Source organism: Yinghuangia seranimata, from assembly GCF_029953285.1.
Taxonomy (GTDB): domain Bacteria; phylum Actinomycetota; class Actinomycetes; order Streptomycetales; family Streptomycetaceae; genus Yinghuangia; species Yinghuangia seranimata.
Map to the genome: position 1 here is coordinate 234,349 of NZ_JASAOI010000019.1, position 24,860 is coordinate 259,208.

Consider the following 24,860-nt stretch of genomic DNA (forward strand, 5'->3'; position numbering starts at 1 on the left):
GCCCATGGCGGAGGTCCAGGCGAACGGGCTGCGGTTCCACGTCCAGCACCTGCGCGGCGGGCGCGCCACCACCGACCGGCCGACGGTCGTGCTGCTGCACGGCCTGGTGCTCGACAACCTGTCCAGCCTCTACTACACGCTCGCGCCGCCGATCGCGCGCGCCGGGTTCGACGTGCTGATGTACGACCAGCGCGGGCACGGCCTGTCCGACCGCACGCCGACCGGGTACGACGTGGACACGGCCGTCGACGACCTGACCGCGGTGCTCAAGGCGTGCGGCGTCACCAGCCCGGTGCACCTGCTGGGCAACAGCTACGGCGGGCTGACCGCGCTGCACACCGCCTACCTGCACCCCGAGCTGGTGGCGAGCCTGATCCTCGTCGAGGGCCAGTGCCTCGACCCCGAGCACAGCGGGGCCGCGCCCGGCGCGGGCGGGTACGCGGGCGGCTGGGTCGAGGACATCTCCAACACCCTCAACCTCATCGCCATCGGCCTGGAGTGCAACCCGCTCGGCACCGACCTGGTCTCGCGCACCGCGCGCAAGGCCGCGCGCATGCGGGCGACGGCGGACGCGCTGCTGAACCGGACCACCCTCATCGAGGACGTCACCACCGTGCGGCTGCTCACCTCGGAGCAACTGGCCGCCGTGCCGTGCCCCGTGCTGGCACTGTTCGGGGCCGGGTCCAACCTGGTCGACTCCGGGCCGCTGCTCGCCGAGCACCTGCCCGACTGCACCGTCGAGGTGTTCCCCGACGCCGCGCACGCGCTGCTGCGGGACGCGCCCGAGCGGCTGTTGGCCTCGGTGCTGACGTGGCTCGACACCCGCTCCCCCGCCTCCACCGCGTTCACCCGGCGCGGCACGGACTACGCGGCCCGCAGCTCCGGCTACGAGGCCGGGGCGGCCGGGCACGACGCGAGCATCGCGGCGTTCGACGAGGCCGACGACGCGGACGCGGTCGACGAGGGCGCCGCATGAAGTGCCTGTTCGTCGTGCCGCCGTTCGCGGGGCACGTCAATCCGACCGTCGCGGTCGCGGCCGAACTCGCCGCGCGCGGCCACACCGTGGCGTGGTGCGGGCCGCCGGAGGTCCGCGAGCTGCTGCCGCCCGACGCCGAACTGCACGCGTGCGCGACCACGCCCGACGGCGGATTCGGCGCCCTGCACGCCCGTTGGCGGAACCTGCGCGGCGTGCAGGCGCTCAGGTTCCTCGTCGAGGACGTACTGGTGCCGTTGGCCGCGACCATGCGGCCCGGGGTCGACGCGGCCCTGGCGGCGGCCCGGCCCGACGTGGTGGTCGCCGACCAACAGGCCTTCGCCGGCGCGCTGGGCGCGACCCTCGCGGGGCTGCCGTGGGCGACGTCGGCGACCACGTCCGCCGAGTTCACCCGGCCGTTCGAGGGCTTCCCGAAAGTGCACCAGTGGGTGCGGGACCGGGTCCGGGCGCTCGGGGTGGAGGCGGGGCTCGGGGCGGGCTGGGACCCGCGGTTCTCGCCGCACCTCGTGCTGATCTTCTCCACGCCGGAACTGGCCGGCGGCGCCGACGAGGCGCCGCCGCACCACCGTTACGTGGGGCCGGCGTTCGGCGCGCGGCCCGCTCCTGTCGACTTCCCCTGGGAGCGGCTCGCCGCCGACCGACGCCGCGTCCTGGTCTCCCTGGGGACGCTGAACCGGGAGGCCGGGACGCGGTTCTATCCAGCGGTCGCCGAGGCCACGCGGGCGCTGGCCGACCGGGTGCAGGTCGTCATGGCGGTGCCGGACACGTTGCTGTCCGACGTGCCGGGCGGGTGCGAGCACGTGATCACCCGCGAGTTCGTCCCGCAGCTCGACCTCCTGCCGCACCTGGACGCGGTCGTCACACACGGGGGCCACAACACGGTCTGCGAGGCCCTGGCGTTCGGCCTGCCGCTGGTCGTCGCCCCGATCCGCGACGACCAGCCGCTCGTGGCCCAACAGGTGGTGGCCGCGGGCGCGGGCGTACGGGTCAGGTTCGGCCGGGCGCACGTCCCGGAGATCCGCCAGGCGATCACGGACGTCCTGGAACGCCCCGAGTTCCGCGAGGGCGCCCGACGCGTCCGCGACTCCTTCGCCGCGGCCGGCGGAGCCTCGTCGGCGGCGGACGCCCTGGAGCACCTGGCGGCGACCCCATGACCGCCGCAACCCCCGCCCCATTCCTGCTCATTGGACGGGAGCCAGCATGAACATCGGTTTCACCCCTTTCCCCTGGCTCGCCCTGCTGCTGCTCCTCGGCATCGCCTTCGGCGCACTGAGGGCCCGCGCGCGAGTACGGAAACTCGACGTGCTGGAGACCCCCGACGAGACGGCTCGCGCGGCGGACAATGTGCCTGCCGACGCCCTGGCCGGCACGGCCGACGCCGCAAGCGGCTCGGGCGCGGCAAGGGGTGTCGGCGCAAGCGACGCAGCTGCCGACATCTCAGCGAACGGCCCGGCGGCCACAGGCCTCACGGCCGGTGCCGCAGGCGCGACGGCGACGAGCGGCCTGAGCGCGGCACAAGGGGGCCGGGCGGGCGTGGTCAGCGCAAGCATTGGCACGGCCGCAGGGCTCGTGCCCAGTCCCTCGGACACCACGACCACGGCGGCGAAGACCAGCCCCAACGCGGCAAGCAAGGACCCGGCGGGCGGCCTGTTCGGCGGAGACGAGGACGGCGCGAAGAACACCTCCGCGGAGAGCCGGTCCCCGACCGCTGCGGTCGCGCCCCCGGCCGTTCCGGCGACCTCGGCACCGCCGGGCACCAGCGCCCTGGTCAGCGCACCCGTCGGCGCGGCTGCGGACGGCGTGACGGGCACAGGCGATGACGCGGGTAACGCCGCCGCGATCGGGCACGGTGACTCGGCTGAGGGCAGGTCCGTGGCCGGGACGCCCGACGTCGTGGGCGGCTCGGGCGGGGCGGTGCCTGGCGTCGGCGTTGCGGGGGGCGGGGCGTCCGTCGATGAACTGCCTGACGGGTATCGCTGGGTCACCGCTGTCGGGGTGCAGCCTGACGAAGGGCTGCTGCGGGCCGCGTCGGAGTATGCGCGGGTGCGGGGGATCCTGGTGCTCGACCTCGTTCCGGCGGATCTGCCCGTCGAGGCGTTGCTCGACCTGGTGCGGGAGGTGGACCCTCAGGCCTTCCGGGGCGATGCGGTCGCGGCGGGGCGGGGCGCGGCTCATGCCCTGCTCGTGCACGACAGCGTGCTCCAGCGGGCCGACGTCGATCGGACGCGGGGGCTGTCGCAGGTCGAGATGGCCGCGTTGACCGCCAGGCTCAAGCGGTACGCGCCGCGCGAGACCGGGCATGTCGTGACGTCGGCGATTCCCGCGCGCACGCCGGATCCGGCGGAGGTCAAGGCGCGTGCCAGGGCGCTCGGGGCGCCGCCCGCCGCCGTGCTCGGGGGCTGGTTGGGCGAGTTCGGGGCGTTCCTCGGCGCGGCCTATGTCACGCCGTTCTGGGGCCTGGTGGCGCTCGGCGCGTGGTGGCTCCAGCCGTACGCCGTCCTGGCCGGGCGCACGCCGGTGCGGCCGCGCGGCCGGCACGCGGCGGTGCTGCTGCGGCCGCTGCACGCGGCCGTGTTCTGGCTGCGCGCGGCGGCCGGTCCGCGCGCGCCGAAGGCCGTCTCGGCCGACGAACTCGCCGAGAAACGCGCCCGGTACGCCGCCGACCTGGCCCTCGGCGTCGACCGGTTCCTGGAGCCGCGCCGGGACACCTGCCCGTGGTGCGGCTCGCCGCACCTGGAGGTGCGGCTGCGTACGCGCGACCGGCTGCAGGGCAAGCCAGGGCGGTTCACCCTGGAGCGCTGCCGCGACTGCGCGCACGTCTTCCAGAACCCGCGCCTCACGCTCGCGGGCCTGGACTTCTACTACCGCGACTTCTACGACGGACTCGGCGAGCACGGCGCGGAGGCCATGTTCGCGACGATGTCGCGGCACTACGTCGGCCGGGCACGCCTGGTGAAGCGGCATGCCGAGCCGGTGCGCTGGCTCGACGTCGGGACGGGGCACGCGCACATGTGCCTGGCCGCGAAGGCCGAGCTGCCGAGCACCGCCTTCGACGGTCTCGACCTGGGCGCGGGGGTCGAGGAGGCCGCGCGCCGCGGCTGGATAGAAAGAGCTTACGTCGGGCAGTTCCCGGACCACGCCGATCAGTTGTCAGGTTCATACGACGTGGTGAGCATGCACCACTACCTCGAACACACGCGCGATCCGCAGGCCGAGCTCGACGCCGCCGCCAAGGTCATCCAGCCCGGCGGCCACCTCCTCATCGAACTGCCGGACCCCGAGTGCCGCTACCGGCTGGTGCTGCGGAGCTTCTGGCACCCGTGGTTCCAGCCCCAGCACCAGCACTTCATGCCGCTCGGCAACCTGACCGTCGCCCTTGAGGCGCGCGGATTCCGCGTCGTCGAGGTCGAACGCGGGCCGGCGCACCAGAGCGGACTGCTCGTCGCGGCCCTGACCCAGGTCATGACGGCGGTGGCGCCGAGCCCCGCCCGGCCCTGGGCACGTGAACGCGGCCGTGTCGCCACGGCCGCCGTACAGGCGTGGCGGACGGCGGTGTTCGTCGCCCTCGTCCCCGCATACGTACTCGGCGCGGTCGGCGACGTGCTCGGCGCCGTCGTCGCCCGCCGGTTCGGACCCACCGGCGGAAGCGACGCCTTCCGCCTGCTCGCCCGCAAGGAGCCCGGTTGATCGACAGCAGCCAGCCCGTCCCCGTGAACCCGGTCGCCCCCTGGTTCACCCGGCCCACGCGGCGCCCCGCGCCGCCGCCGGAGGCGCGGCCCGCAGCGCACACCACGCACACCACGCACGCCGCGCACCCGTCGCCCCCGTCGCACGCACCGCACGGCCCCGGCCGGACCCGGCCGCCGCGCGCCTCCGGGCCCTCGGCGCGCCGGGCGTCGGCGGCGACGCGGGCGCCGGCGGTGGAAACCGGCGTGCCCGGCGCCGCATCGGGTGCCGGCGGCGCGAAGCACGCCGCAGACAGAGAGGACCAGCCCGTGTCACTCATGGAGCAACGCGACGCGGCGCCCGTACTGCGCGTGGTGCCGTACTCGTTCGCGCAGGCGTACGGCTATGCGCCCGCCGGTGTGTGGAGGGCGCCCTACGCGTTCCGCCTCGCCGGGATCCCGGGGCGGAGCGGCATCGTCACGGCGGCGGGCTGGCAGGTCGTCACGGCGGCCGCGCCGCGCGCCGACGGGATGCTGCGGGTCGGGTCGCTGAACCGGCCGGGGGACGCCGTCGAGGTGCCGGTCGGGCGGCCGGGGAACGTCCCGGCCTGGGCCGAGCCGATCGCCGCCGTCGCGCACGCGCTCGGCCGTACGGCGGGCCCGGGCGCGGGACTCGACCTGCTGCTGCACGCGGACCTGCCGGAGGCCGCGGGGCTCGCGCCGTCCGTGCCGATGGCGTGCGCGGCGGCGCTCGCCTGGACCACGTTCCACGGCCCGGAGGTGCCGACCGCCGCGCTCGACGCCCTGCTGCGCAACGTCGTGCCGCCGCCCGGCGACACGGCCGACGCGGACGCGCTGCGCACGGCGTCGCTGTACGGCGGCGAGGAGCGCGCGCTGATCATGGGCCCGTCCGGACCAACCGGCGAACTCCCGTTCGAGCTGGCCGCCGAGGGGCTCCGCCTCATGCTGGTCATCCCACGCGATCGCGGCACCACGCACACGCCGATGGCCTCGGTCGTCGAGTCGCTGCGCGGCGCACGCGACGAGGCGGAGCGGGCGCAGCGCATGGAGATGTTCCTCCGCGAACGCGAACTCCCCCGCGCGCTCAGCCTGCTGACCGCCTCGCAGCTGTCCCGCGTGCCGGGGTACGGCACGGGCTGGGCCGAGGCGGACACCACCGTCGACGCCGCCAAACGCGGCGGCGCCCTCGGCGCCCGCCTGGCCGGCGGCACGACGGGCTCGGCGGTCGTCGCGTTCGTACCGGGCCCGCTGCTGGCCGAGGTCAGGTCGAACGTCGTCGCGGCGTTCCGCCAACGCGGCCGGCTCACCCCGAGGTTCCTGACCGGCACCGGCGGCGCAGCGGCAGGGCCGGCCGAGGAAGACTGACCCGGGACGCGGCAGGCCTGACCCGGTAGCACGTGGGCGCCGACGGAGGGCGCCCACGTGCAGGACGCCAGACGGAGCCGTGGACCAGGTCGGCCTGTCGCCGTCCCGATCGGGCCTGCCGGGTCCGGCGGGTCTGTCGCCGTCCCGATCGGGCCTGCCGGGTCCGGCGGGTCTGTCGCCGTCCCGGTCAGGCCTGCCGGGTCCGGCGGGTCTGTCGCCGTCCCGATCGGCCTACCGGGTCCGGCGCGTCTGGCGCCGTCCCGGTCAGGCCTGCCGGGTCCGGCGCGTCTGGCGGGTCACTTCGGACGTGGCACGAGCGCTCACCCCACGACACGGGACGACCCGAAGCGATCCACCAGCCACGTCCGGTCGGCGCACGCCCTGCGCGCATCGATGCCGCCCGCAGCGCGCCGTGCACACCGTCGCCGCGCGCGGGGCTCGCCGCGCGCGGGGCTCCTCGCGACATTCCTTGCGCGTACGGTCCGCGGTGTTGGCTGCGCTCGCCCCATCTGCGCGAGGATGCGGCTTATGTCGCACCGTTTCCGCTCGTCAGCCGTCAGCCGCCTCGGGGTCGCGGGGCTCGCCGCCGGGGCGCTCGTGCTTGCCCTGGCCGGTCCTGCGTATGCGCACAACGAGGTGTCGGCCTCGGACTCGCACGCCCTTGCGACCGACGTCACGCTGACGTTCGGGGCGGAGGCCGAGTCGACGAGCACGGGCATCGTGGCGTTGCGCGTCGAGTTGCCGCAGGGCATCGCGCCGTCGGACGTCACCTATCTGACCGGCCCTGAGGGCTGGGCACTCGCGCCGAGCACCGGCGGGTACACGGTCGGCGGGCCCGCGCTCAAGGTCGGCACGGACGCGTCGTACCAGGTGAAGGTGCGGCAGCTGCCGGACGCTTCGTCGCTCACGTTCAAGACGCTGCAGGCGTACGCGGACGGCCGTGTCGACCGGTGGATCGACGCACCCGGCGCCGGGGCGGACCACGGCGACACGACCGGAAAGCCCGCGCCGACGCTGCGGCTCCAGCCGGCCCTGCCGGGCGCGACCCCGATGCCGCCGGCCGCGCCGTCCGCCGCCCCGGCCCCGACGCCGCCGACCGCAGCGGTGACACCGCCGGGTCCGGCTCCGGGATCGCCCGCGTCGGCGCAGACGCCCACCGCGACCGCGACCTCGGAGACGAAGTCCAGGCACACCGCCAACAATTCGGCCGCGCTCGTGGTCACCGTGGCCGTCGTGGCGGTGGTCGTGACCGGGGCGGTCCTGTGGTGGTGGCGCAAGCGCGCACCGGGGCGGGGGTCGGGCCCGGAGGCGTAGGCCCGTCGCCTCACGTGTACTCCGTCTCCTCCACCCCCGACTTCGCCCGCGCGAACGCGCACAGCGCGCCCACCTGCGGGCTGATCGGCTTGCGCAGCCACGCGAAGCCGATGGTGCGCTCCATCGGCGGCGTGAACGACCGTACGGTGACGGCCGACGAGAACCGCGTGGCCAGTTCGGCGTACCACAGCACCGATCCGATGCCGGCCGCCACGCAGGCGAGCCACGCGCCGCGTTCGTCGGTCTCCATGGCGACCTCGGGGCGGATGCCGCGGGTGGCGAAAAGCATTTCGAAGTCGCGGCGGCGGGCCGCGTGGGAGCTCGGCAGGATCATCGGCAGGCCGTCGAGCGCGGCCCACGGCACCGGGTCGGGCAGGTGGACGTCCTGCGGCGAGACCAGCACGACCTCGTGGTGCCGGACGGCGTGGACGCGCAGGTCGCCCGGCACGGGGAGGTCGGCGAGGACGAGGTCGGCCTGGCCCTTGCGGAGCCCCGCGAACAGGCTGTCGCGGCTGTCGTAGCACTCGACGGACACGTTGATGTCCGGGCGCTGCCGGTTGAAGGCCGGCAGCAGGTTGCTGATGAACTCGATCGCGAGCGTCTGGGTCGAGCCGAGCCGCAGCAGGACGGGCTCGGCGGTGCCCTGGGTGCGGACGGTGTCCTCGATGGTGCGGATTCCGGCCAGCACCTTCTTGGCCAGGTGGACGACGCGCACGCCCTCGGGGGTGAGCACCATGCCGCGTCCCGAGCGGACGAACAGCTCGATCTTCAGCTCGCGTTCCAGGGACTGGAGCGACCGCGACAGCGCAGGCTGCACCACATATAACGCGTGCGCCGCCGCGGTCATGCTCCCGTGCTCGACAACGGCGATCAGGTAACGCAGTTGTTGGAGAGTCACGTTCGCACCGTACTCCAGCGTATGTGAACGGTCATCACATCTGCACGGTTGTCATGTCCCGTTCCGTGTGCCGACACACGGTCGGCCCTACAGGTTCAGGAGGCCGGTGCCGTCGAGGGCTCAGAACCAGGTCACGGCCCATGTGAACGACGCCGTGCCCGACTTGCCCGCGCTGTCCGTCACGGTGACGGTCACCTGCGCCGTCCCCACACCCCACGCGGTGCCGGTGATCTGCCCCGTCGAGGAGTTGAGGGACAGCCCGAACGGCAGCCCGCTCGCCGCGTACGTCAGCGTCGCGCCCGACTGGCTCGGCGTCGCGCTGATCTTCAGGCTCACCTTCTGGTTGAACCTGCTGCTCTGGTTGCCCGGGTTGACGACCGAGACCTGGCCGCCGCCCGGACCGCCCTGCCCGATCGTCCACGTGAACGACGAACTGGCGCTGCCCGCGGAGTTGGTCGCCGTCACCATGACGGTCGACGTCCCGGCGGTCGTCGGCGTCCCCGACACCAGGCACCCCGGACTGACCGACAACCCGGCCGGCAGCCCGCTCGCGGTACAGGTCGGCGCCGGACTGCCGGTCACCTGGAGCTGCAGACTCACCGGCTGCCCGACCGGCGACGTCTGCGCGCCGGGGTTGGCCACCGTCGGCGCGCCACCACCACCGGGTGGGATCGCCTCGGGGGGCAGCGGGACCTTCCACAGCGGGCTGTTGGCGCCTTCCGAGCCGACGAGCAGCGCCTTGCCGTCCGCCGTGTAGGTCAGCGACTCGCCCTGCGACACGCTCGGCAGCGCGAACTGCGTGAGCAGCGTGCCGGGCGCGGTGTAGACGTACGCGTTGTTGTAGTCGCGGACGGTGAACGACCTGCCGTCGGGCGCGAACGCGCCGTCCGTGCCGGTCAGCGCCGACGCGCCGACGCGGGTGAACGTGTTGGTGCCGGACGTCGAGAGCGCCGCCGGGCCCTGGTACACCGAGCTGCTGCCGGTGCCGAACAGGATCTTCGACGCGATGTAGACCCGGTTGTCGCGCGGGTCGATCATCATCGTCTCAGCGTCGTGCTTGCCGTCGGCGTAGGCGACCGAGTACACGGTCGGCGTCACGTTCCCGTCGGCGAGCGTGTCGGGTTCGACGAAGCGGTAGATCTTCAGGTCGCCGCGCGAGGAGAGGTTGTCGCCGATGTCGCCGACGTAGAGGGCCGGGCGGCCCTGCTCGTCCTTGCCCATCGCGATGGCTTCCCAGTCGGTGTTGGTGGCGCCCGCGACGCGCAGCACCGCGCGCGTCTGACACGTCGCCGCGTCGACGGCGAAGATGTCGGGCGTATTGCCGCTGTCGTTCTGCGTGTACAGGACCCCGGGGTGCTTGACGCTCACCGCGAGGCCGCTCGACTCGCCGATGCGCGAGTCTCCGATGTTGCAGACGGTTGAGGGCGGGTCGGCGGCGTGCGCCGTGCCCGCCCCCAGGGTCGCGGCGCACAGCGCGGCGACGACCATGGCGGGGATGATCCGGACGGCGGTCCGGCCGGCCCGGCCGCCGTGCCCGGGTCGGAGTCTTCCGTGTCGGTCCATGCGTCCAAGGAGATGAGCGGGCGCTCCGCCCGGTCCAATACCGGTCGCTCATCGATCCATGACGGCAGTACATCGGCCCAGGCCCGACCGCTTCCGGTCCGAATCCGCCCACGACCCGGACCGATTCGGCATCGGTGCATGACGTCTGGGTCGGAATGCGGTGTTCCCCTCCGCGAACCCGCAGGTCAGAGCGGTGTGTTCGGTGCCTCGCGGCGGCACCCCGGATTCCGGTCGTTGACCGGTCCGGACGGCTGCCGCACCATGCCCCCGGTGCTGGCCATCCCTCCGCCACGCCCCGGCGCAGCCTCCGTCCGGCGCGCGCGAGCAACGAACCAATGCCCGTTCGCAGTGCACCCGCTCACTCCAAGGAGGCATCCCGTGCTCACACGCGCACGCCGGTCGTGGTCCGCGAAGGTGGCGGCACTCTGTGCCGGTACCGCCGCGGTCGCCACGGCCGGCATCGTGGCGATGACGGCCAGTCCGGCCGCCGCCGCCACCATCCCGACGTTCGACCACGTGGTCATCGTCGTGCACGAGAACACCAACTACGAGGACGTGGTCGGGAGTTCCTCGCTCCCGTACATCAACACGCTCATCAACGGCGGTGCCTCGTTCACCAACTTCCACGGCGAGTCGCACCCGAGCCAGGGCAACTACTTCGCGATGTTCTCGGGCGCCACCCAGGGCGCCACGTCGGACTCGTGCCCCGAACCCGGCCAGCCGTTCAGCGCCGACAACCTCGGCAAGCAGCTGCTCGACGCCGGCAAGACGTTCGGCAGTTACAACGAGGACTGGGACGGCAACCAGGCCACCTGCACCACGGCGAAGTACGCGCGCAAGCACAACCCGTGGATGGCGTTCAGCAACGTGCCGATCAGCACGGCGCACAAGATGTCCGCCTTCCCCACCGACTACACCCAGCTGCCCACCGTGTCCTTCGTCGTGCCGAACCTGTGCGACGACATGCACGACCCCGGGTGCACCACCACGGGTGACACCTGGACCAAGAACAACCTCGACGGCTACGCGCAGTGGGCCAAGACGCACAACAGCCTGCTGATCGTCACCTGGGACGAGGACGCGTTCCGCTCGCAGAACCAGATCGCCACGGTCTTCTACGGCGCGAACGTCAAGCCGGGCACGTACGGCACCAACTACAACCACTACAACACGATGCGCACCCTCGAGGACATGTACGGCCTGCGCACCGCGGGGCAGTCGTCCAGCGTCCCGGCGATCACCGAGGTGTGGAACACCTCGACGCCGACGACGCCGGTCATCGCCAACCCGGGACCGCAGGCGTCCGTCGTCGGCCAGGCGGTCAACGTGCCGCTGTCGGTCAGCGGCGGCACCGCGCCGTACACGTGCACGTTCAGCGGCCTGCCGGCCGGGCTGTCCAACCCGTCGAACGGCTGCACGGTGCAGGGCACGCCGACCACGCAGGGCACGTCGAACGTCACGGTGACCGCCAAGGACGCCGCGAACCAGACGTCCGCCGCGGTCGGCTTCTCCTGGACGGTCAACCCCAGCGGCGGCAACACCGCGCCGACCGTGACCAACCCGGGCAACCAGACCACCGCCAAGGGCGCGTCGGTGAACCTGCAGGTGCAGACCACCGGCAACCCCGCGCCCACCTGCTCGGCGAGCGGCCTGCCCGCCGGGCTGTCGATCAGCTCCGGGTGCCTGGTCACCGGTAGCCCGACGACCGCCGGGACGTCGAACGTGACGGTCACGGCGACGAACGCGGCCGGCAGCGCCAACGCCGCGTTCACCTGGACGGTCACCGACGTGACTCCGCCCGGCGGCGTCAAGGTGGCCAACCCCGGCAACCAGAGCAGCAAGTTCAACCAGAAGGTGAGCCTGCAGATCAACGCGTCCGGCGGCACCGCGCCGTACACGTGCTCGGCGACGGGGCTGCCCTCCGGGCTGTTCCTCAACCCGTTCAACTGCCAGATCACCGGCAACGCGTGGGGCGTCGGGACCGCCTCCGTGACGGTCACCGCGAAGGACAGCGCGGGCGCGACCGGAAGCACGTCGTTCACCTGGACGGTGACGTGGTTCTGACCGTGACCGGGCCCTCGGGCCCGGCCCCGGCCGAACCCCGCCACCCCCGGCACTGACACCGGCCGGGGGGGGGGGGGGGGGGGCGCGCCCCGCGCCGCGCGCCCGGGACGCCCGCCCCCGCCTCGCCCGCCGGCCGGGGTCGCGGCCGGCTGCCCCCCCCGGGGCCGGGCCCGCCGGTCCGGCCCGCCACGGACGGTCCAGGAGCGCACCGTGTACCTGTCCTCCAGCCGCAGCGGCGACGTGACGACCGGCGTACGCCCGGCACGCGACGGGCGTGTGCCGCAGGCCGCCACGCCGCCCGCCCGCGCCTCCCGCGTCGCGCGCGTCGTCGCGCCCAACGTCATCGCCCTCGGGCTCGTCTCCCTGGTGACCGACATCTCGTCGGAGATGGTCACCGCGATCCTGCCCGTGTACCTCGTCCTCGGCCTCGGCCTGTCGCCGCTCGCCTTCGGCATGCTCGACGGCCTCTACAACGGCGCCACCGCGTTCCTGCGCGTCGCCGGCGGCCACATCGCCGACCGCACCCGCCGCCACAAACCCGTCGCGGGACTCGGCTACGGGCTGTCCGCGGCGTGCAAACTCGCGCTGCCGGCCGTCAGTTCGGTGCCCGGCATCGGCGCCGTCATCACCGCCGACCGGATGGGCAAGGGCATCCGGACCGCGCCGCGCGACGCGCTGATCTCGCTCTCCAGCCCGGCCGACCAGCAGGGCCGGGCCTTCGGCGTGCACCGGGCGTTCGACACCACCGGGGCGCTGCTCGGGCCGTTCGCGGCGATGGCCGTGCTGTGGTTCACGGCGCAGGCGTACGACGCGGTGTTCGTGGTCAGCTTCTGCTTCGCCGCTTTCGCGGTGCTGCTGCTGGTGCTGTACGTCCGCGAAGCCCCGGCCGCGCCCGAGGCCAAGGCCGCGACGGGCCGCCCGCGGCTGCGCGAGGCCGTCGCCGTACTGCGCGTGCCCGGCTTCGCGCGGGTGTGCGCCTACGCGCTCGTCCTCGGCGCCGCGACCATCGGCGACGGCATGGTCTACCTGCTCCTCCAGCGGCGCGTCGACCTGCGGCCGCACCTGTTCCCCCTGCTGCCGTTCGGCACCGCGCTCGGGTTCCTCCTGCTCGCCGTGCCCGTCGGGCTGCTCGCCGACCGCGTCGGACGGCTCCGCGTCTTCCTCCTCGGCCACGGCGTGCTCCTCGCCTGCTACCTCACCCTGCTCACCCCGCTCCCGCGCGCCGCCGCCGTCGCCCTCCCCCTGCTCCTCCTCGGCGTGTTCTACGCCGCCACCGACGGCGTCCTCATGGCCGTCGCGGCACCGCTCGCCCCGGCGCGGCTGCGCGGCGGATCACTCGCCCTCGTCCAGACCGGCCAAGCCGCCGGACGCGCCCTCGGCGCGGTCGCCTTCGGCGCCGCCTGGACCGCCTGGGGCCCCCACCAAGCCCTCGTCGCCGCCGCCGTCACCCTCGCCGCGGCCGGCGCCGCGGCGGCCCTCACCGCCCACCGCTACGACACGTCCCCCCGGGAGCCCGCACGATGACCCGCACCACCCGAACCCTCGTCCTCGTCATCGTCACCGCACTCCTCGCGGCGGTCGCCGTCGTCTACACGATCCGCGCCGCGGGGCGCTCCGACGGGGGGCCCAGCCAGGACATCACCGAGGTCACGCTCGACCAGCCCGGGCGCATCCTGTTCCGCACCACCGCCGCGGGCACCGGACGCGACCACCTCGCGGCCGTCGACCTCGCCCGCACCGGCAAGGACGACGGGGCCGACGACCGGCGGATCTCCCCGACGTCCTGCCTCGTCTTCCACGCGGCCCACGGCACCGGCGTGTGCCTCAAGCTGGCCAACGCCGCCCTGCACACCTACAACGCGGTCGTCCTCGACAACCGGCTCCTGCCCGTCGACTCGCACGAGACCGCGGGCACGCCGTCCCGCGCCCGCGTCTCCCCCGGCGGCAACCTCGTCGCCTGGACCGTGTTCGTCGGCGGCGAGTCCTACGCGGGCCTCGACTTCTCGACCCGCACCTCGATCCTCGACCGGCGCAGCGGCACGCTGTACGACAACCTCGAGACCTTCACCGTCATCCGGGACGGCAAGCCGTACACCGCCGCGGACATCAACGTGTGGGGCGTGACCTTCGCCGCCGACGAGAACCGCTTCTACGCGACCGTCTCCACCGACGGCCACCGCTACCTCGCCGAAGGCGACCTCGCCGCGAAGACCCTGCGCACGATCCACGACAACGTGGAATGCCCCTCCCTCTCCCCGGACGGCACCCACATCGCCTACAAGAAACGCATCGCCGGCACGGACCCGTCCCGCCCGTGGAAGCTCTTCACCCTCGACCTCCGCACCGGCACCGAAACCCCGACCTCGGAAACCCGCACCCTCGACGACCAGGCCGAATGGCTCGACAACACCACCGTCCTCTACACCCTCCCCGGCGACCTCCGCGCCGACGTCTGGGCGGTAAACGCCGACGGCACGGGGCAGCCGAAGATGATGGTGCGGTACGCCCTCTCCCCGACGGTCTTGCGGCCTTGAGTCTGCTAGCAAATCGCTAGCAACGCTACTATCATGCTTGCATGACAACCGTTTACATCCGCGACGTCTCCGAGGAGACGCTGACGGTCCTCAAAGTCCGGGCCGCCCAGGCCCGCCAGTCGCTGCAGGCGTACATGCGCGACTTGATAGAGCGCGAGGCCGCGCTCCCGACGCTCGAAGAAGCCGCTGCACGCGCTGCGGATATCGCCAGGCTGAACGCCTCGAGCGGCCCGATCACGAACGACGACGTTCTCGCCGCCATCGACGAGGGGCGGAGGGGCCGATGATCGTCATCGACTGCAGCGCGCTCGTCCAGATGTACACCGACGCAGGTGCGGTAGGGGCTTCGGTTCGCAGCCGGTTGGCCAAGGCCGACATGCTCCTCGCGCCTCATTTATTGGATGTCGAGGTGATGTCGGCCTTACTCGGCATGGCCCGCGGAGTCCGGGGCGGGGTGCCCAAACTGACGCAGCCGGCCCTGGAAGCGGCACTCCAGGCATACGCGGCTCTCCCGATCCGGCGCATGGAGCACATGCCGTTTGTGGGCCGGGTCCGCGAACTGTCCGCGAACCTGTCGACCTACGACGCGGTGTACGTCGCATTGGCCGAGGCGTACAACGTGCCCCTCGTCACGACGGACGCGCGTATCGAGCGCGCCGGCGTCGCGCGCTGCGACATCGAGACGATCATCGCGCCGGAGCAATAACCGGTGGCTCGGTGCGGCGTGCCCATGCCTATCCTGGTGACCGTATGGATACGCCGCCTGCCTCCGCTCCGCTCGCTGATCTGCGGGCTCGTCTGACCGGTGTGACCCTGCGTGACGAGCGTCGGTTGGCGCGGCGGATCGACGGGGCACGCCGGGTTCGCGACCCCGAAGCACGGGCCGCCATCGCCGTCGAGCTGGCCGGGGAGGTGGAGAGCGCCGAGCTGAAGGCGCAGCTGCGGGTCGAGGCCCGGCCGGCGATCACGTATCCCGAGCAGTTGCCGGTGTCGCAGAAGAAGGACGACATCCTGGCCGCGATCCGCGACCACCAGGTGGTGATCGTCGCGGGTGAGACCGGGTCGGGGAAGACGACGCAGCTGCCGAAGATCTGCCTCGAGCTGGGCCGGGGGGTGCGCGGCCTCGTCGGGCACACGCAGCCGCGCAGGCTGGCCGCGCGGACGGTCGCGGACCGGATCGCCGAGGAGCTGAAGACGCCGCTCGGGTCGACGGTCGGGTACAAGGTGCGGTTCAACGACCAGGTGTCGGACGAGTCGCTGGTCAAGCTGATGACCGACGGCATCCTGCTCGCCGAGCTGCAGAACGACCGCGAGCTGCTGCAGTACGACACGCTGATCATCGACGAGGCGCACGAGCGCAGCCTCAACATCGACTTCATCCTGGGCTATCTGAAGCAGCTGCTGCCGCGGCGTCCCGACCTCAAGGTCGTGATCACGTCGGCGACGATCGACCCCGAGCGGTTCTCGCGGCATTTCGGGGACGCGCCGATCATCGAGGTGTCGGGCCGCACGTATCCCGTCGAGGTGCGCTACCGCCCGCTGGTCGCGGACGACGCGCACGAGGAGGACGGGAACGAGGACCGCGACCAGGTGCAGGGCATCCTGGACGCGGTCGACGAGCTGCAGGCCGAGGGCCCGGGCGACATCCTGGTGTTCCTGTCGGGTGAGCGGGAGATCCGCGACACCGCCGAGGCGCTGACGAAGCGGAACCTGCGGAACACCGAGATCCTGCCGCTGTACGCGCGCCTCTCGTCGGCCGAGCAGCACCGGGTGTTCCAGCAGCATTCCGCCCGCCGCGTCGTGCTGGCCACGAACGTCGCGGAGACGTCGCTGACGGTTCCGGGCATCAAGTACGTCGTGGATCCCGGCAGCGCCCGCATCTCGCGGTACAGCCACCGGACGAAGGTGCAGCGCCTGCCGATCGAGGCGGTGTCGCAGGCGTCGGCGAACCAGCGCAAGGGCCGGTGCGGCCGTACGTCGGACGGCATCTGCATCCGGCTGTACAGCGAGGAGGACTTCGTCGCGCGCCCGGAGTTCACCGATCCGGAGATCCTGCGCACGAACCTGGCGTCGGTCATCCTGCAGATGACGGCGATCGGCCTGGGCGACATCGCCGCGTTCCCGTTCATCGACCCGCCGGACCGGCGCAACATCAAGGACGGCGTCGACCTGTTGCAGGAGCTGGGCGCGATTGACCCGGCGCAGACGGACGTCCGCAAGCGACTGACGCCGGTGGGCCGCAAGCTGGCGCAGCTGCCGGTGGACCCGCGTATGGCGCGCATGGTGCTGGAGGCGGAGCGCAACAACTGCGTGCGCGAGGTGATGGTGATCGCCGCCGCGCTGTCGATCCAGGATCCGCGCGAGCGGCCGGCGGACAAGAAGGAGCAGGCGCAGCAGCAGCACGCGCGGTTCGTCGACAAGGAAGCCGGCTCGGACTTCCTGACGTACCTGCGGCTGTGGGACTACCTGCGCGAGCAGCAGAAGGAGCGTTCGTCGTCGGGCTTCCGGCGGATGTGCAAGCAGGAGTTCCTGAACTACCTGCGGATCCGCGAGTGGCAGGACGTGTACAGCCAACTGCGGCAGACCGTACGGCAGATGGGCATCTCGATCGGCGACCAGCCGGGCGACGCGCAGCGCATCCACAGCTCGATCCTGGTGGGCCTGCTGAGCCACATCGGCCTGTACGACGCGGCGAAGCGCGAGTACGGCGGCGCGCGCGGCACCCGGTTCGCGGTGTTCCCCGGTTCGTCGCTGTTCAAGAAGTCGCCGCGCTGGGTGATGTCGGCGGAGCTGGTCGAGACGACGCGGCTGTGGGCGCGGGTGAACGCGCGCATCGAGCCGGAGTGGATCGAGCCGCTGGCCGAGCACCTGGTGAAGCGTTCGCACAGCGAACCGCACTGGGAGCAGCGGGCGGGCGCGGTGATGGCGTTCGAGAAGGTGACGCTGTACGGCGTGCCGATCGTCGCGCAGCGCAAGGTCAACTACGGGAAGATCGACGCGGAGCTGTCCCGCGAGCTGTTCATCCGGCACGCGCTGGTGGAGGGCGACTGGCGGACGCACCACAAGTTCCTGAAGGAGAACCGCGCGCTCCTGGAGGAGGTCGAGGAGCTCGAACACCGGGCGCGGCGCCGGGACATCCTCGTGGACGACGAGACGCTGTTCGACTTCTACGACCAGCGCGTCGGCCGGGACGTGGTGTCGGGGCGGCACTTCGACACGTGGTGGAAGAAGGCCCGGGCGACGCAGCCCGATCTGCTGAGCTTCGAGAAGTCGATGCTCATCAACGAGCGGGCGGGCGGCATCGACGAGGCCGACTATCCGGACGTGTGGCGTCAGGGCGGCCTGGAGCTGCCGCTGACCTACCAGTTCGAGCCGGGCAACGCGGCCGACGGCGTGACGGTGCACATTCCGCTGGCGGTGCTGGGCCAGGTCGTGCAGGACGGCTTCGACTGGCAGATCGCGGGCCTGCGCGAGGAGTTGGTGACGGAGCTGATCCGGTCGCTGCCGAAGACACTGCGCCGCAACTTCATTCCGGCGCCGGACGTGGCGCGGGCCGCGCTGGCGCGCATGACGCCGCGTCAGGAGCCGTTGGCGGCGGCACTGGGCCGCGAGCTGCAGCGGCTGAAGGCGATCCCGGTGCCGCCGGAGAGCTGGGACTTCTCGCGGATACCGGACCACCTGCGCATGACGTTCCGGGTCGAGGACGAGCGCGGGAAGATGCTCGCCGAGGGCAAGGACCTCGCCGAGCTCAAGCTGCGGCTGAAGCCGAAGTCGCAGGCGACGCTGTCGCGGGCGGCGGACACCGTCGAACGGGCGGGCCTGACCGAGTGGGGCGACCTGGGCACGCTGCGCCGCACCTTCGAGAGCACCCGGAACGGCCATCCGGTCAAGGGCTATCCGGCGCTGGTGGACGAGGGCGACACGGTCGCGGTGCGGGTCTTCGAGACGGAGGCCGAGCAGCAGGACGCGATGTGGCGCGGCACGCGCCGGCTGCTGACGCTGGGCGTCAACTCACCGGTGAAGGCGATCGCGGGGCGGCTGCCGAACCGCGCGAAGCTGGCGCTCAGCCACAACCCGCACAAGAACATCAACGACCTGTTCGACGACTGCGTCTCGTGCGCGGTCGACAAGATCATGGCGGACGCGGGCGGCCCCGCGTGGGACGCCGAGGGCTTCGCGAAGCTGCTCGCGAAGGTCCGCGCCGACCTGCCGGCGACCACCGAGGACACGGTGGTCAAGGTCGAGCGGATCCTGACCGTGCACCACGCCCTCGAGGTCAAGCTGAAGGGCACCACGAGCCTCGCGCTGGTCCCCGCGCTCACCGACGTCCGCGCGCAGTTGGCGGCTCTGGTGCACCGCGGGTTCGTCACCGAGGCGGGCTGGCGCCGGCTGCCGGACGTGCTGCGTTACCTGCGCGGTGTGGAGCGCCGCCTGGCGAAGCTCCCGAACGACCCGCACGCCGACCGCCACCGCATGCTGAAGGTCGCCGACCTCCAGGAGGCCTACGACGCCCGCCTGGCGAACCTGCCCAAGGGCCGCCCGGTCCCCGACGAACTCCGCCAAGTCCGGTGGATGCTCGAGGAGTTGCGGGTGAGCTACTTCGCCCAGTCGCTGGGCACGCCGTACCCGGTCTCCGACAAGCGGATCCTGAAGGCGCTGGAGGACTGACGAGCCCGCCCGCGCACGAGCCGAGCGGCATACTGTGGGGGCGGATCCCCTGCACGTGCAGCGCCAGGCTCAGGGAGGAGCAGCCATGACCGCACAGCCGTTCGATGAAGGTCGGGCGACCATAATCCCGCAGCCTCCGATGGACGCGGATGCCCTGCGGGTGGCTGTCGCCAGGCTGACGCCTGAGGACTCGGCGCTCTTCGAGCAGAAGTACCGCGAGGCATGGAACGCCGCGTACCGGACGTCGAGCACGCAGCCGATGCGGGCGTTCCTGGTGGACTGGTCCATCCGGGTGGCCGTCCATCGCATTCCGGAACGCGCCCGGCGATGGCGCGACCTTGAGTACCTGTCCATGGCCGCGCCGAACCGCGAAGCGTCCCGGGCGGCCTCGGCCGCGCTCGGTGAGCTGCTGCGCGCCGCCGAACGCGAGGTACTGGGCCGTTGAGCAGGTGGGTCTGGGAGTTCGAACCGAACCATGAGTTAGTCGTCGAAGGGCTGCCGAAGACCGCGGCCGACCGGCTCGACGAGGTCGCCGCCAGGCTGGCAGCCGCCGCGGAAGTCGCGTACCCGACGCTGCCGAAGCCACCGCCAGGGGTGTCGAAGCTGCTTTCGTTCGCGGAGGGCGACCTCCTGGTCTACTACCAAGAGGACTACCGCGACCTCGACGAGATCGACACAGGCATCATCGTGATCGTCCGCGCTGTGTACATCGGCCTTGAGTGACTGCGTGCCGGCGCCGCCCCATCAGCGGCCGTTGACCGATCGGATGTGAACCCCGTGCACGCTCTTGTAAGTGCGCGGGGTCTGCCCTACGGTCCGCCGTCGTGGGACGTATACGCGGGGGAACCTTCGGGGTTGTGTCGGCCTGTGTCGCGGTGCTCGTCGCCGCGGTGGGGCTCGGTCCGGCGGCGCATGCGGTGCCGTCCGTGGTCGTGCCGACGGTCAGCGGGCCGGTGACGGGTCCCGGTGAGCCGTGGGGCGCGGTGTCGGACTCGGGGGCGTCGCGCGGGTACAGCCAGCGCGAGTACTTCCTTTCCGGGACGGCGACTTCGTACCGGGCGACGGGTCCGTGGGACGCCTCCGGCGTGTGGGGTGCGGCGCCCGACGCGACGGCGCCGTACACGACGCGCGTGCTGGTGCGCGCGCCGAGTGATCCGGCGCGGTTCAACGGCACGGTGGTCGTCGAATGGCTGAACGTCAGCGCCGGGTTCGAGACCGCGCCGGACTTCCTCTACAACGCCGAGGAGATGCTGCGGCGCGGGTACGCGTGGGTCGGCGTCTCGGCGCAGCTGGCCGGCATCTCCGGGACGGGCGCGTACGGCACGCTCGGCATCCCGCCGCTGAAGGGCTACAACCCCGCCCGCTACGCAGCGTTGGACCATCCCGGCGACGCCTACTCGTACGACATCTTCACGCAGGTCGCCGGCGCGCTGCACGTGACCGGCGGCGCGGGCGACCTGCTCCCCGGGTTCCCGGCCGCGCGGCGGCTGATCGCGGACGGCGAGTCGCAGTCGGCGTTCCGGCTGACCACGTACGTCAACGCGATCCAGCCGCTGGCGGGCGCGTACGACGGCTTCCTGATCCACAGCCGGTTCGGCGGCGCGGCGCCGCTCGGCGCCGGGCTGACGGACGTGGTGCCGGTCGCGCACGTCCGCACCGACCTGACGGCGCCGGTGCTGGTCGCCGAGTCGGAGACGGACGTGCCGTACCACCTCCCCGCGCGCCAGGACGACTCGGCGTCGTACCGGCTGTGGGAGATGCCCGGCACCGCGCACGCCGACGCGTTCGCGGGCGCGAGCGCGCTGGGCTGCGTCAAGCCGGTCAACGACGGCCCGCAGCGGTACGTGATGCGGGCAGCGTTGCGCGCGTTGGACGGCTGGGTCGCCGGTGCGGGCGCGCCGCCGTCGATGTCGCGGGTCGCGACGACGGCCGCGGGCGTCATCACACGCGACGCCCACGGCAACGCCCTCGGGGGCATCCGCACACCGCAACTCGACGTCCCCACCGCGACGTTGACGGGCGACGGCAACACCGGGGCGGGCAACTTCTGCTTCCTCACCGGCACCACGACGCCGCTCTCGGCCGACACCCTCCGCGCGCTGTATCCGACGCACGCCGCCTATGTGTCGGCGTTCGACGCGGCTGCCGACGCCGCCGTCTCGACGGGCGCGGTGCTCGCGGACGACCGCGCGGCGATGCACGGCGAGGCGGACGCCGCGGACGTGCCCCCGGCGTTCGGCACCGGGCCGGTGCTGACCGACATCACGATCCAGGCGGCCGTCCACCCGGGCCCGCTGTCGATGACGCAGACGGACGCCGGCATCACGCTCTCCCCCATCACCATCAACGGCACCGCGCAGACGATGACCGGCAAGCTGAACCCGGTCTCCGTGGCCGACTTCCGCGGCTCGGTCCTCGGCTGGTCGCTGACCGGCCAGCTCACCGACTTCCGGTCCGACACGGGCGGCCTCATCCCGCGCCGCGCGTTCTCGTGGACGCCGCGCTGCGCGGTGACCGACCCGGACTCGCCGAGCAGGCCGCAGGCGGGGGCGCAGGCGGACTTCGGGGGTGCCGCGGGCATGACGCTCTGCGCGCAGCCGACGGCGACCGGCGTCCAGGTCACCGGCGGCGCCTTCCAGGCCGACGCCGACGTGAAGCTGGCCGCGCCCGCCTACCCGCTCGCCGGGACGTACACCGCGACGCTGACGCTCTCGCTCAGCTGAGCACCCCGTACTCTGCCGATCATGGGAGATCCGTACCGCATCACGTTCGTCTGCACCGGCAACATCTGCCGTTCCCCGATGGCCGAGTGGGTGTTCCGGCGGCACGTCGAGGACGAGGGGCTCGACGGTGCCGTCGAGGTGGACAGTTCGGGCACCGAGGGCTGGCACCGGGGCAAGCCGGCGGATCCGCGCACCGACGCGACGCTGGTCAAGTTCGGGTACGAGACAGGGCATGCGGCGCGGCCGTTCGACGCCCGCTGGTTCCCGGCCTACGACCTCGTCATAGCGCTCGACGAGGACCACTTCCGCGAGCTGCGGCGCCGCGCCCCCGACGAGGCGTCGCGCGCGAAGGTGCGGCTGCTGCGCGAGTTCGACCCCGACGCGGAGGCCGGCGACCTCGACGTCCCGGACCCGTACTACGGCGGGATCGACGGCTTCGAGGACGTCCTGGCGATGATCGAAGCCGCCACCCCGGGCATGCTCGCCGAGGTCCGCAGGGGCCTGGACGCCCGGGCCTGAGCCCGAACGAAAGCGCGGGCCGCACCGGAGGGAGATCCGGTGCGGCCCGCGCTCAGGGTGTGCGGACGGGTCAGCCCACGTGCACGGCCGGGCCGCCGCCCGACGGCAGGGCGTCCTTGCCGGCGTTGACGAAGATCGCGCTGACCACCGCGCCGACCACCATGATGGCCGAGGCCCACGCGAACGCCGTGGTGTAGCCGTCGAGTTGCGCGTGCGCCACGGTGTTCTGGAGCACCGCCGGGTCGGCGAGGGCCGGGCCGAGCTGCGCCTTCTTGTCGGCCATGTAGTCGGCGATGGCCGTGGTGGCGAAGCTGTTGAGCAGCGCCGTGCCGAGCGCGCCGCCGACCTGCTGGACGGCGTTGATCGAGGCACTCGCGGCACCGGCGTCGCGCTCCTCGATGCCGATCAGCGCGGTGCTGGCGACCGAGGTGAACACCAGGCCGAGGCCCAGGCCGATGATGACCATGCCGGGCAGCACGTGGGTGGCGTACTGCGGTTCGACGGTGACGAAGGTCAGCCAGAAGGTGCCGACCGCGGCCAGGACGGCGCCGGTGAACAGCGGGACGCGCGGGCCGATCTTCGGCAGCAGCGCCGCGGAGGCGCCGGCCGTGATGAACACGCCGACGGTGATGCCGAGCGCGCCCGCGCCCGCCTTGACCGCGCCGTAGTGCAGCACGCCGCGCATGTAATAGATCATGAACAGCGTCGAGCCGATGAACGCGGCGCCGACCAGCAGCATGACCAGGAGCGAGCCGCCGCGGTTGCGGTCGGCGACGATGCGCAGCGGCAGCAGCGCGTGCTCGGTGCGCTTCTCGATGAAGACGAAGACGATCAGCAGCAGCACACCCGCGACCAGCATCGCCACGGTGAGGCCGTCGCTCCAGCCTTCCTCGGCGGCGCGGGTGAAGCCGTAGACGAGGGCGGCGAGGCCCAGGGTGACGGCGATGGCGCCGGGGATGTCGTAGCGGGTGTCGCCTTGGGCGCGGCTCTCCTTGACCATCGGCATCGCGGCCAGGATCGCGATCACCGCGATCGGGACGTTGACCAAGAGGCACCAGCGCCACGTCGCGTACTGGGTCAGGACGCCGCCGAGCAGCAGGCCGATGGCCGCGCCGCCCGCGGAGATGCCGCCGTAGACGGCGAACGCCTTGGCGCGCTCCTTGCCTTCGGTGAAGGTGACGGTCAGCACCGCGAGCGCGGCCGGAGCGAGCAGTGCCGCGAAGACGCCCTGGAGGGCGCGCGAGCCGAACAGCATGGCCTCGTTCTGGGCGGCGCCGCCTATCGCGGACGCGGCGGCGAAGCCGATCATGCCGGTGACGAACGCCTTCTTGCGACCCCAGAAGTCCGCGATGCGGCCGCCGAGGAGGAGCAGGGCGCCGAACGCGAGCGCGTAGGCGGTGACGACCCACTGCTTGTTGGCGTCGGACATGTCCAGCGCCTTCTGGGCGTCGGGCAGGGCGACGGTGACGATGGTCGCGTCGAGGACGACCATCAGCTGGGCGATCGAGACGATGACCAGCACCCACCAGCGGCGCGAGTCGGCCTCCGGCGCGCCGCCGGACAGCGGCGGCTTTTTGTCGAGTGTGGTTTGGGACATGGCGGTACCCCCGGTGGTGGGTGCGGTGAAATCCGGCTGGCGGGCAGCCGGGTGATGTCGGAACGGCGCGGTTCAACCGCGCGTCCCGCGATCCGATTCCCGGATCGGGCCGGGCGGGCGCGGACGGGACGGGGTCCGCGGGCCCGGGACGGTCAGCTGTTGCGCAGCGCGGGCAGGATGACGGTGTCGACGACGGAGATCAGGAAGTCCTCGTCCACGGGATGGCCTTCGCAGACCGGACGGTGGATGACCTGCTGGACGAGGATCGGCCCGCAGTGTTCGGTGGCCGCGGGCCGGTGGGCCAGTTCGCCGCGGTCGATGGCACGGCGGACGAGGTCCTCGAAGGCCTCGCGCTCGGGCCTGATGAGCTGTTCGCGCATCGCGTCGCCGAGTTCGGGGTTCTTCATGACGGCGTGCCCCATGGCGGTGAGCAGTTCGCCGTCCGGCTGCGCGAACCGCGCGAGCGAGCGGGCGATGGCGTGCAGGTCGCCGACCAGGCTTCCGGTGTCGACCGTCAGGGAGACGGGCTTGGCCCGGTGCATGGCGGCGATCACGAGGTTGGTCTTGTTCTGCCACTGCCGGTAGAGGGTGGCCTTGCTGGACTTGGCGCGGGCGGCGACCGCGTCCATCGTGAGGGCCTCGTAGCCGACCTCGCGGAGGATGTCGACGACCGCGTCCAGCACCTCGGCGGTGCGTTCGGACGTCAGCCTGCTGCGGCGCTCGCTGTCGGCCTTGACCTGCTCGGGTGACACCCGGCCCCTCCCTTCGGCACACCGGTGTACGGACGCATGGAGACTAGCGGAGCACAAAACCGGGAACGAAACGGTTTCGTACCGATAGCCATGAGCATACACCCATCGAAACGAAACCGTTTCGTACTTTCGAGGGTGACCGCCGCCACATGCGGCACCGGGGCCGGACCGGGCGGCCCAAGA

19 protein-coding genes are annotated in these 24,860 nt (G+C 72.5%); 15 read left to right on the plus strand and 4 right to left on the minus strand.

The features are described 5' to 3' along the window. The first annotated feature begins 4 nt into the window (after positions 1-4). From QI554_RS13880 to QI554_RS13900, 5 genes are all read left to right on the plus strand, one after another. Complete coding sequence (locus tag QI554_RS13880) at positions 5-976, plus strand: alpha/beta fold hydrolase (protein ID WP_281469821.1); 972 nt, start codon at positions 5-7, stop codon at positions 974-976. Next, the gene (locus tag QI554_RS13885) at positions 973-2,148 is read left to right on the plus strand and encodes a glycosyltransferase (protein ID WP_281469823.1); all 1,176 of its coding nucleotides are present in this window, start codon (positions 973-975) and stop codon (positions 2,146-2,148) included. Before QI554_RS13880 ends, QI554_RS13885 begins: the two co-directional genes overlap by 4 nt. A 46-nt stretch (positions 2,149-2,194) precedes the next feature. Next, the gene (locus QI554_RS13890; protein WP_281469825.1) at positions 2,195-4,681 is read left to right on the plus strand and encodes a class I SAM-dependent methyltransferase; all 2,487 of its coding nucleotides are present in this window, start codon (positions 2,195-2,197) and stop codon (positions 4,679-4,681) included. A 308-nt stretch (positions 4,682-4,989) separates the two neighbouring features. Continuing rightward, complete coding sequence (locus QI554_RS13895) at positions 4,990-6,045, plus strand: hypothetical protein (protein ID WP_281469827.1); 1,056 nt, start codon at positions 4,990-4,992, stop codon at positions 6,043-6,045. A gap of 528 nt (positions 6,046-6,573) precedes the next feature. Beyond that, a complete protein-coding gene (locus QI554_RS13900; protein WP_281469829.1) occupies positions 6,574-7,359 on the plus strand; it encodes a DUF1775 domain-containing protein in 786 nt (261 codons plus the stop codon). A 10-nt stretch (positions 7,360-7,369) separates the two neighbouring features. Here the strand turns inward: QI554_RS13900 and QI554_RS13905 are convergent, their stop codons facing one another. After that, positions 7,370-8,257, minus strand: coding sequence for a LysR family transcriptional regulator (locus QI554_RS13905; RefSeq protein WP_281469831.1), 888 nt, complete (start codon positions 8,255-8,257; stop codon positions 7,370-7,372). A gap of 120 nt (positions 8,258-8,377) precedes the next feature. Beyond that, positions 8,378-9,820 carry a putative Ig domain-containing protein gene (locus tag QI554_RS13910; protein WP_281469833.1) on the minus strand — a complete coding sequence of 481 codons (1,443 nt, stop codon included), beginning with the start codon at positions 9,818-9,820 and terminating at the stop codon, positions 8,378-8,380. Positions 9,821-10,198: 378 nt separating this feature from the next. Between QI554_RS13910 and QI554_RS13915 the strand changes: the two genes are divergently transcribed. The 10 genes from QI554_RS13915 (at position 10,199) to QI554_RS13960 (ending at position 22,328) form a co-directional block, all read left to right on the plus strand. Beyond that, entirely contained in the window at positions 10,199-11,884 is a 1,686-nt protein-coding gene (locus QI554_RS13915; protein ID WP_281469835.1) for a putative Ig domain-containing protein, read from the plus strand. Between the two features lie 210 nt (positions 11,885-12,094). Further along, complete coding sequence (locus QI554_RS13920) at positions 12,095-13,408, plus strand: MFS transporter (protein ID WP_281469837.1); 1,314 nt, start codon at positions 12,095-12,097, stop codon at positions 13,406-13,408. Continuing rightward, positions 13,405-14,418 carry a TolB family protein gene (locus QI554_RS13925; RefSeq protein WP_281469839.1) on the plus strand — a complete coding sequence of 338 codons (1,014 nt, stop codon included), beginning with the start codon at positions 13,405-13,407 and terminating at the stop codon, positions 14,416-14,418. Before QI554_RS13920 ends, QI554_RS13925 begins: the two co-directional genes overlap by 4 nt. 41 nt (positions 14,419-14,459) lie before the next feature. Beyond that, a complete protein-coding gene (locus tag QI554_RS13930) occupies positions 14,460-14,705 on the plus strand; it encodes a FitA-like ribbon-helix-helix domain-containing protein (protein ID WP_281469841.1) in 246 nt (81 codons plus the stop codon). Then, positions 14,702-15,124 carry a type II toxin-antitoxin system VapC family toxin gene (locus QI554_RS13935; protein WP_281469842.1) on the plus strand — a complete coding sequence of 141 codons (423 nt, stop codon included), beginning with the start codon at positions 14,702-14,704 and terminating at the stop codon, positions 15,122-15,124. The genes QI554_RS13930 and QI554_RS13935 overlap by 4 nt, the downstream gene beginning before the upstream one ends. Positions 15,125-15,168: 44 nt before the next feature. Then, positions 15,169-19,086, plus strand: a complete 3,918-nt coding sequence (gene hrpA, locus QI554_RS13940; RefSeq protein ID WP_281469844.1) for an ATP-dependent RNA helicase HrpA — start codon at positions 15,169-15,171, stop codon at positions 19,084-19,086. 85 nt (positions 19,087-19,171) lie between these two features. Beyond that, positions 19,172-19,531, plus strand: a complete 360-nt coding sequence (locus QI554_RS13945) for a hypothetical protein (protein ID WP_281469846.1) — start codon at positions 19,172-19,174, stop codon at positions 19,529-19,531. Further along, positions 19,528-19,809, plus strand: a complete 282-nt coding sequence (locus QI554_RS13950) for a hypothetical protein (RefSeq protein WP_281469848.1) — start codon at positions 19,528-19,530, stop codon at positions 19,807-19,809. The genes QI554_RS13945 and QI554_RS13950 overlap by 4 nt, the downstream gene beginning before the upstream one ends. A 134-nt stretch (positions 19,810-19,943) precedes the next feature. Further along, positions 19,944-21,809 carry an alpha/beta hydrolase domain-containing protein gene (locus QI554_RS13955; RefSeq protein ID WP_281469850.1) on the plus strand — a complete coding sequence of 622 codons (1,866 nt, stop codon included), beginning with the start codon at positions 19,944-19,946 and terminating at the stop codon, positions 21,807-21,809. 21 nt (positions 21,810-21,830) lie between these two features. Beyond that, positions 21,831-22,328 (plus strand): low molecular weight protein-tyrosine-phosphatase, encoded by a 498-nt coding sequence (locus tag QI554_RS13960; protein ID WP_281469852.1) that lies wholly within the window; start codon positions 21,831-21,833, stop codon positions 22,326-22,328. Between the two features lie 70 nt (positions 22,329-22,398). Here the strand turns inward: QI554_RS13960 and QI554_RS13965 are convergent, their stop codons facing one another. Beyond that, complete coding sequence (locus tag QI554_RS13965) at positions 22,399-23,925, minus strand: MFS transporter (RefSeq protein ID WP_281469854.1); 1,527 nt, start codon at positions 23,923-23,925, stop codon at positions 22,399-22,401. 152 nt (positions 23,926-24,077) lie between these two features. Then, positions 24,078-24,677: a TetR/AcrR family transcriptional regulator gene (locus QI554_RS13970; RefSeq protein ID WP_281469856.1), complete on the minus strand. Its 600-nt coding sequence runs from the start codon at positions 24,675-24,677 to the stop codon at positions 24,078-24,080. Between the last annotated feature and the right edge of the window lie 183 nt (positions 24,678-24,860).

Excerpts from the sequence above, each read along its gene's own strand:
- hrpA (WP_281469844.1), top strand. The coding sequence starts at position 15,169 with ATGGATACGCCGCCTGCCTCCGCTCCGCTCGCTGATCTGCGGGCTCGT.
- QI554_RS13885 (WP_281469823.1), top strand. The coding sequence starts at position 973 with ATGAAGTGCCTGTTCGTCGTGCCGCCGTTCGCGGGGCACGTCAATCCG.
- QI554_RS13960 (WP_281469852.1), top strand. The coding sequence starts at position 21,831 with ATGGGAGATCCGTACCGCATCACGTTCGTCTGCACCGGCAACATCTGC.
- QI554_RS13935 (WP_281469842.1), top strand. The coding sequence starts at position 14,702 with ATGATCGTCATCGACTGCAGCGCGCTCGTCCAGATGTACACCGACGCA.
- QI554_RS13910 (WP_281469833.1), bottom strand. The coding sequence starts at position 9,820 with ATGGACCGACACGGAAGACTCCGACCCGGGCACGGCGGCCGGGCCGGC.
- QI554_RS13880 (WP_281469821.1), top strand. The coding sequence starts at position 5 with ATGGCGGAGGTCCAGGCGAACGGGCTGCGGTTCCACGTCCAGCACCTG.
- QI554_RS13965 (WP_281469854.1), bottom strand. The coding sequence starts at position 23,925 with ATGTCCCAAACCACACTCGACAAAAAGCCGCCGCTGTCCGGCGGCGCG.
- QI554_RS13890 (WP_281469825.1), top strand. The coding sequence starts at position 2,195 with ATGAACATCGGTTTCACCCCTTTCCCCTGGCTCGCCCTGCTGCTGCTC.
- QI554_RS13930 (WP_281469841.1), top strand. The coding sequence starts at position 14,460 with ATGACAACCGTTTACATCCGCGACGTCTCCGAGGAGACGCTGACGGTC.
- QI554_RS13925 (WP_281469839.1), top strand. The coding sequence starts at position 13,405 with ATGACCCGCACCACCCGAACCCTCGTCCTCGTCATCGTCACCGCACTC.
- QI554_RS13945 (WP_281469846.1), top strand. The coding sequence starts at position 19,172 with ATGACCGCACAGCCGTTCGATGAAGGTCGGGCGACCATAATCCCGCAG.
- QI554_RS13900 (WP_281469829.1), top strand. The coding sequence starts at position 6,574 with ATGTCGCACCGTTTCCGCTCGTCAGCCGTCAGCCGCCTCGGGGTCGCG.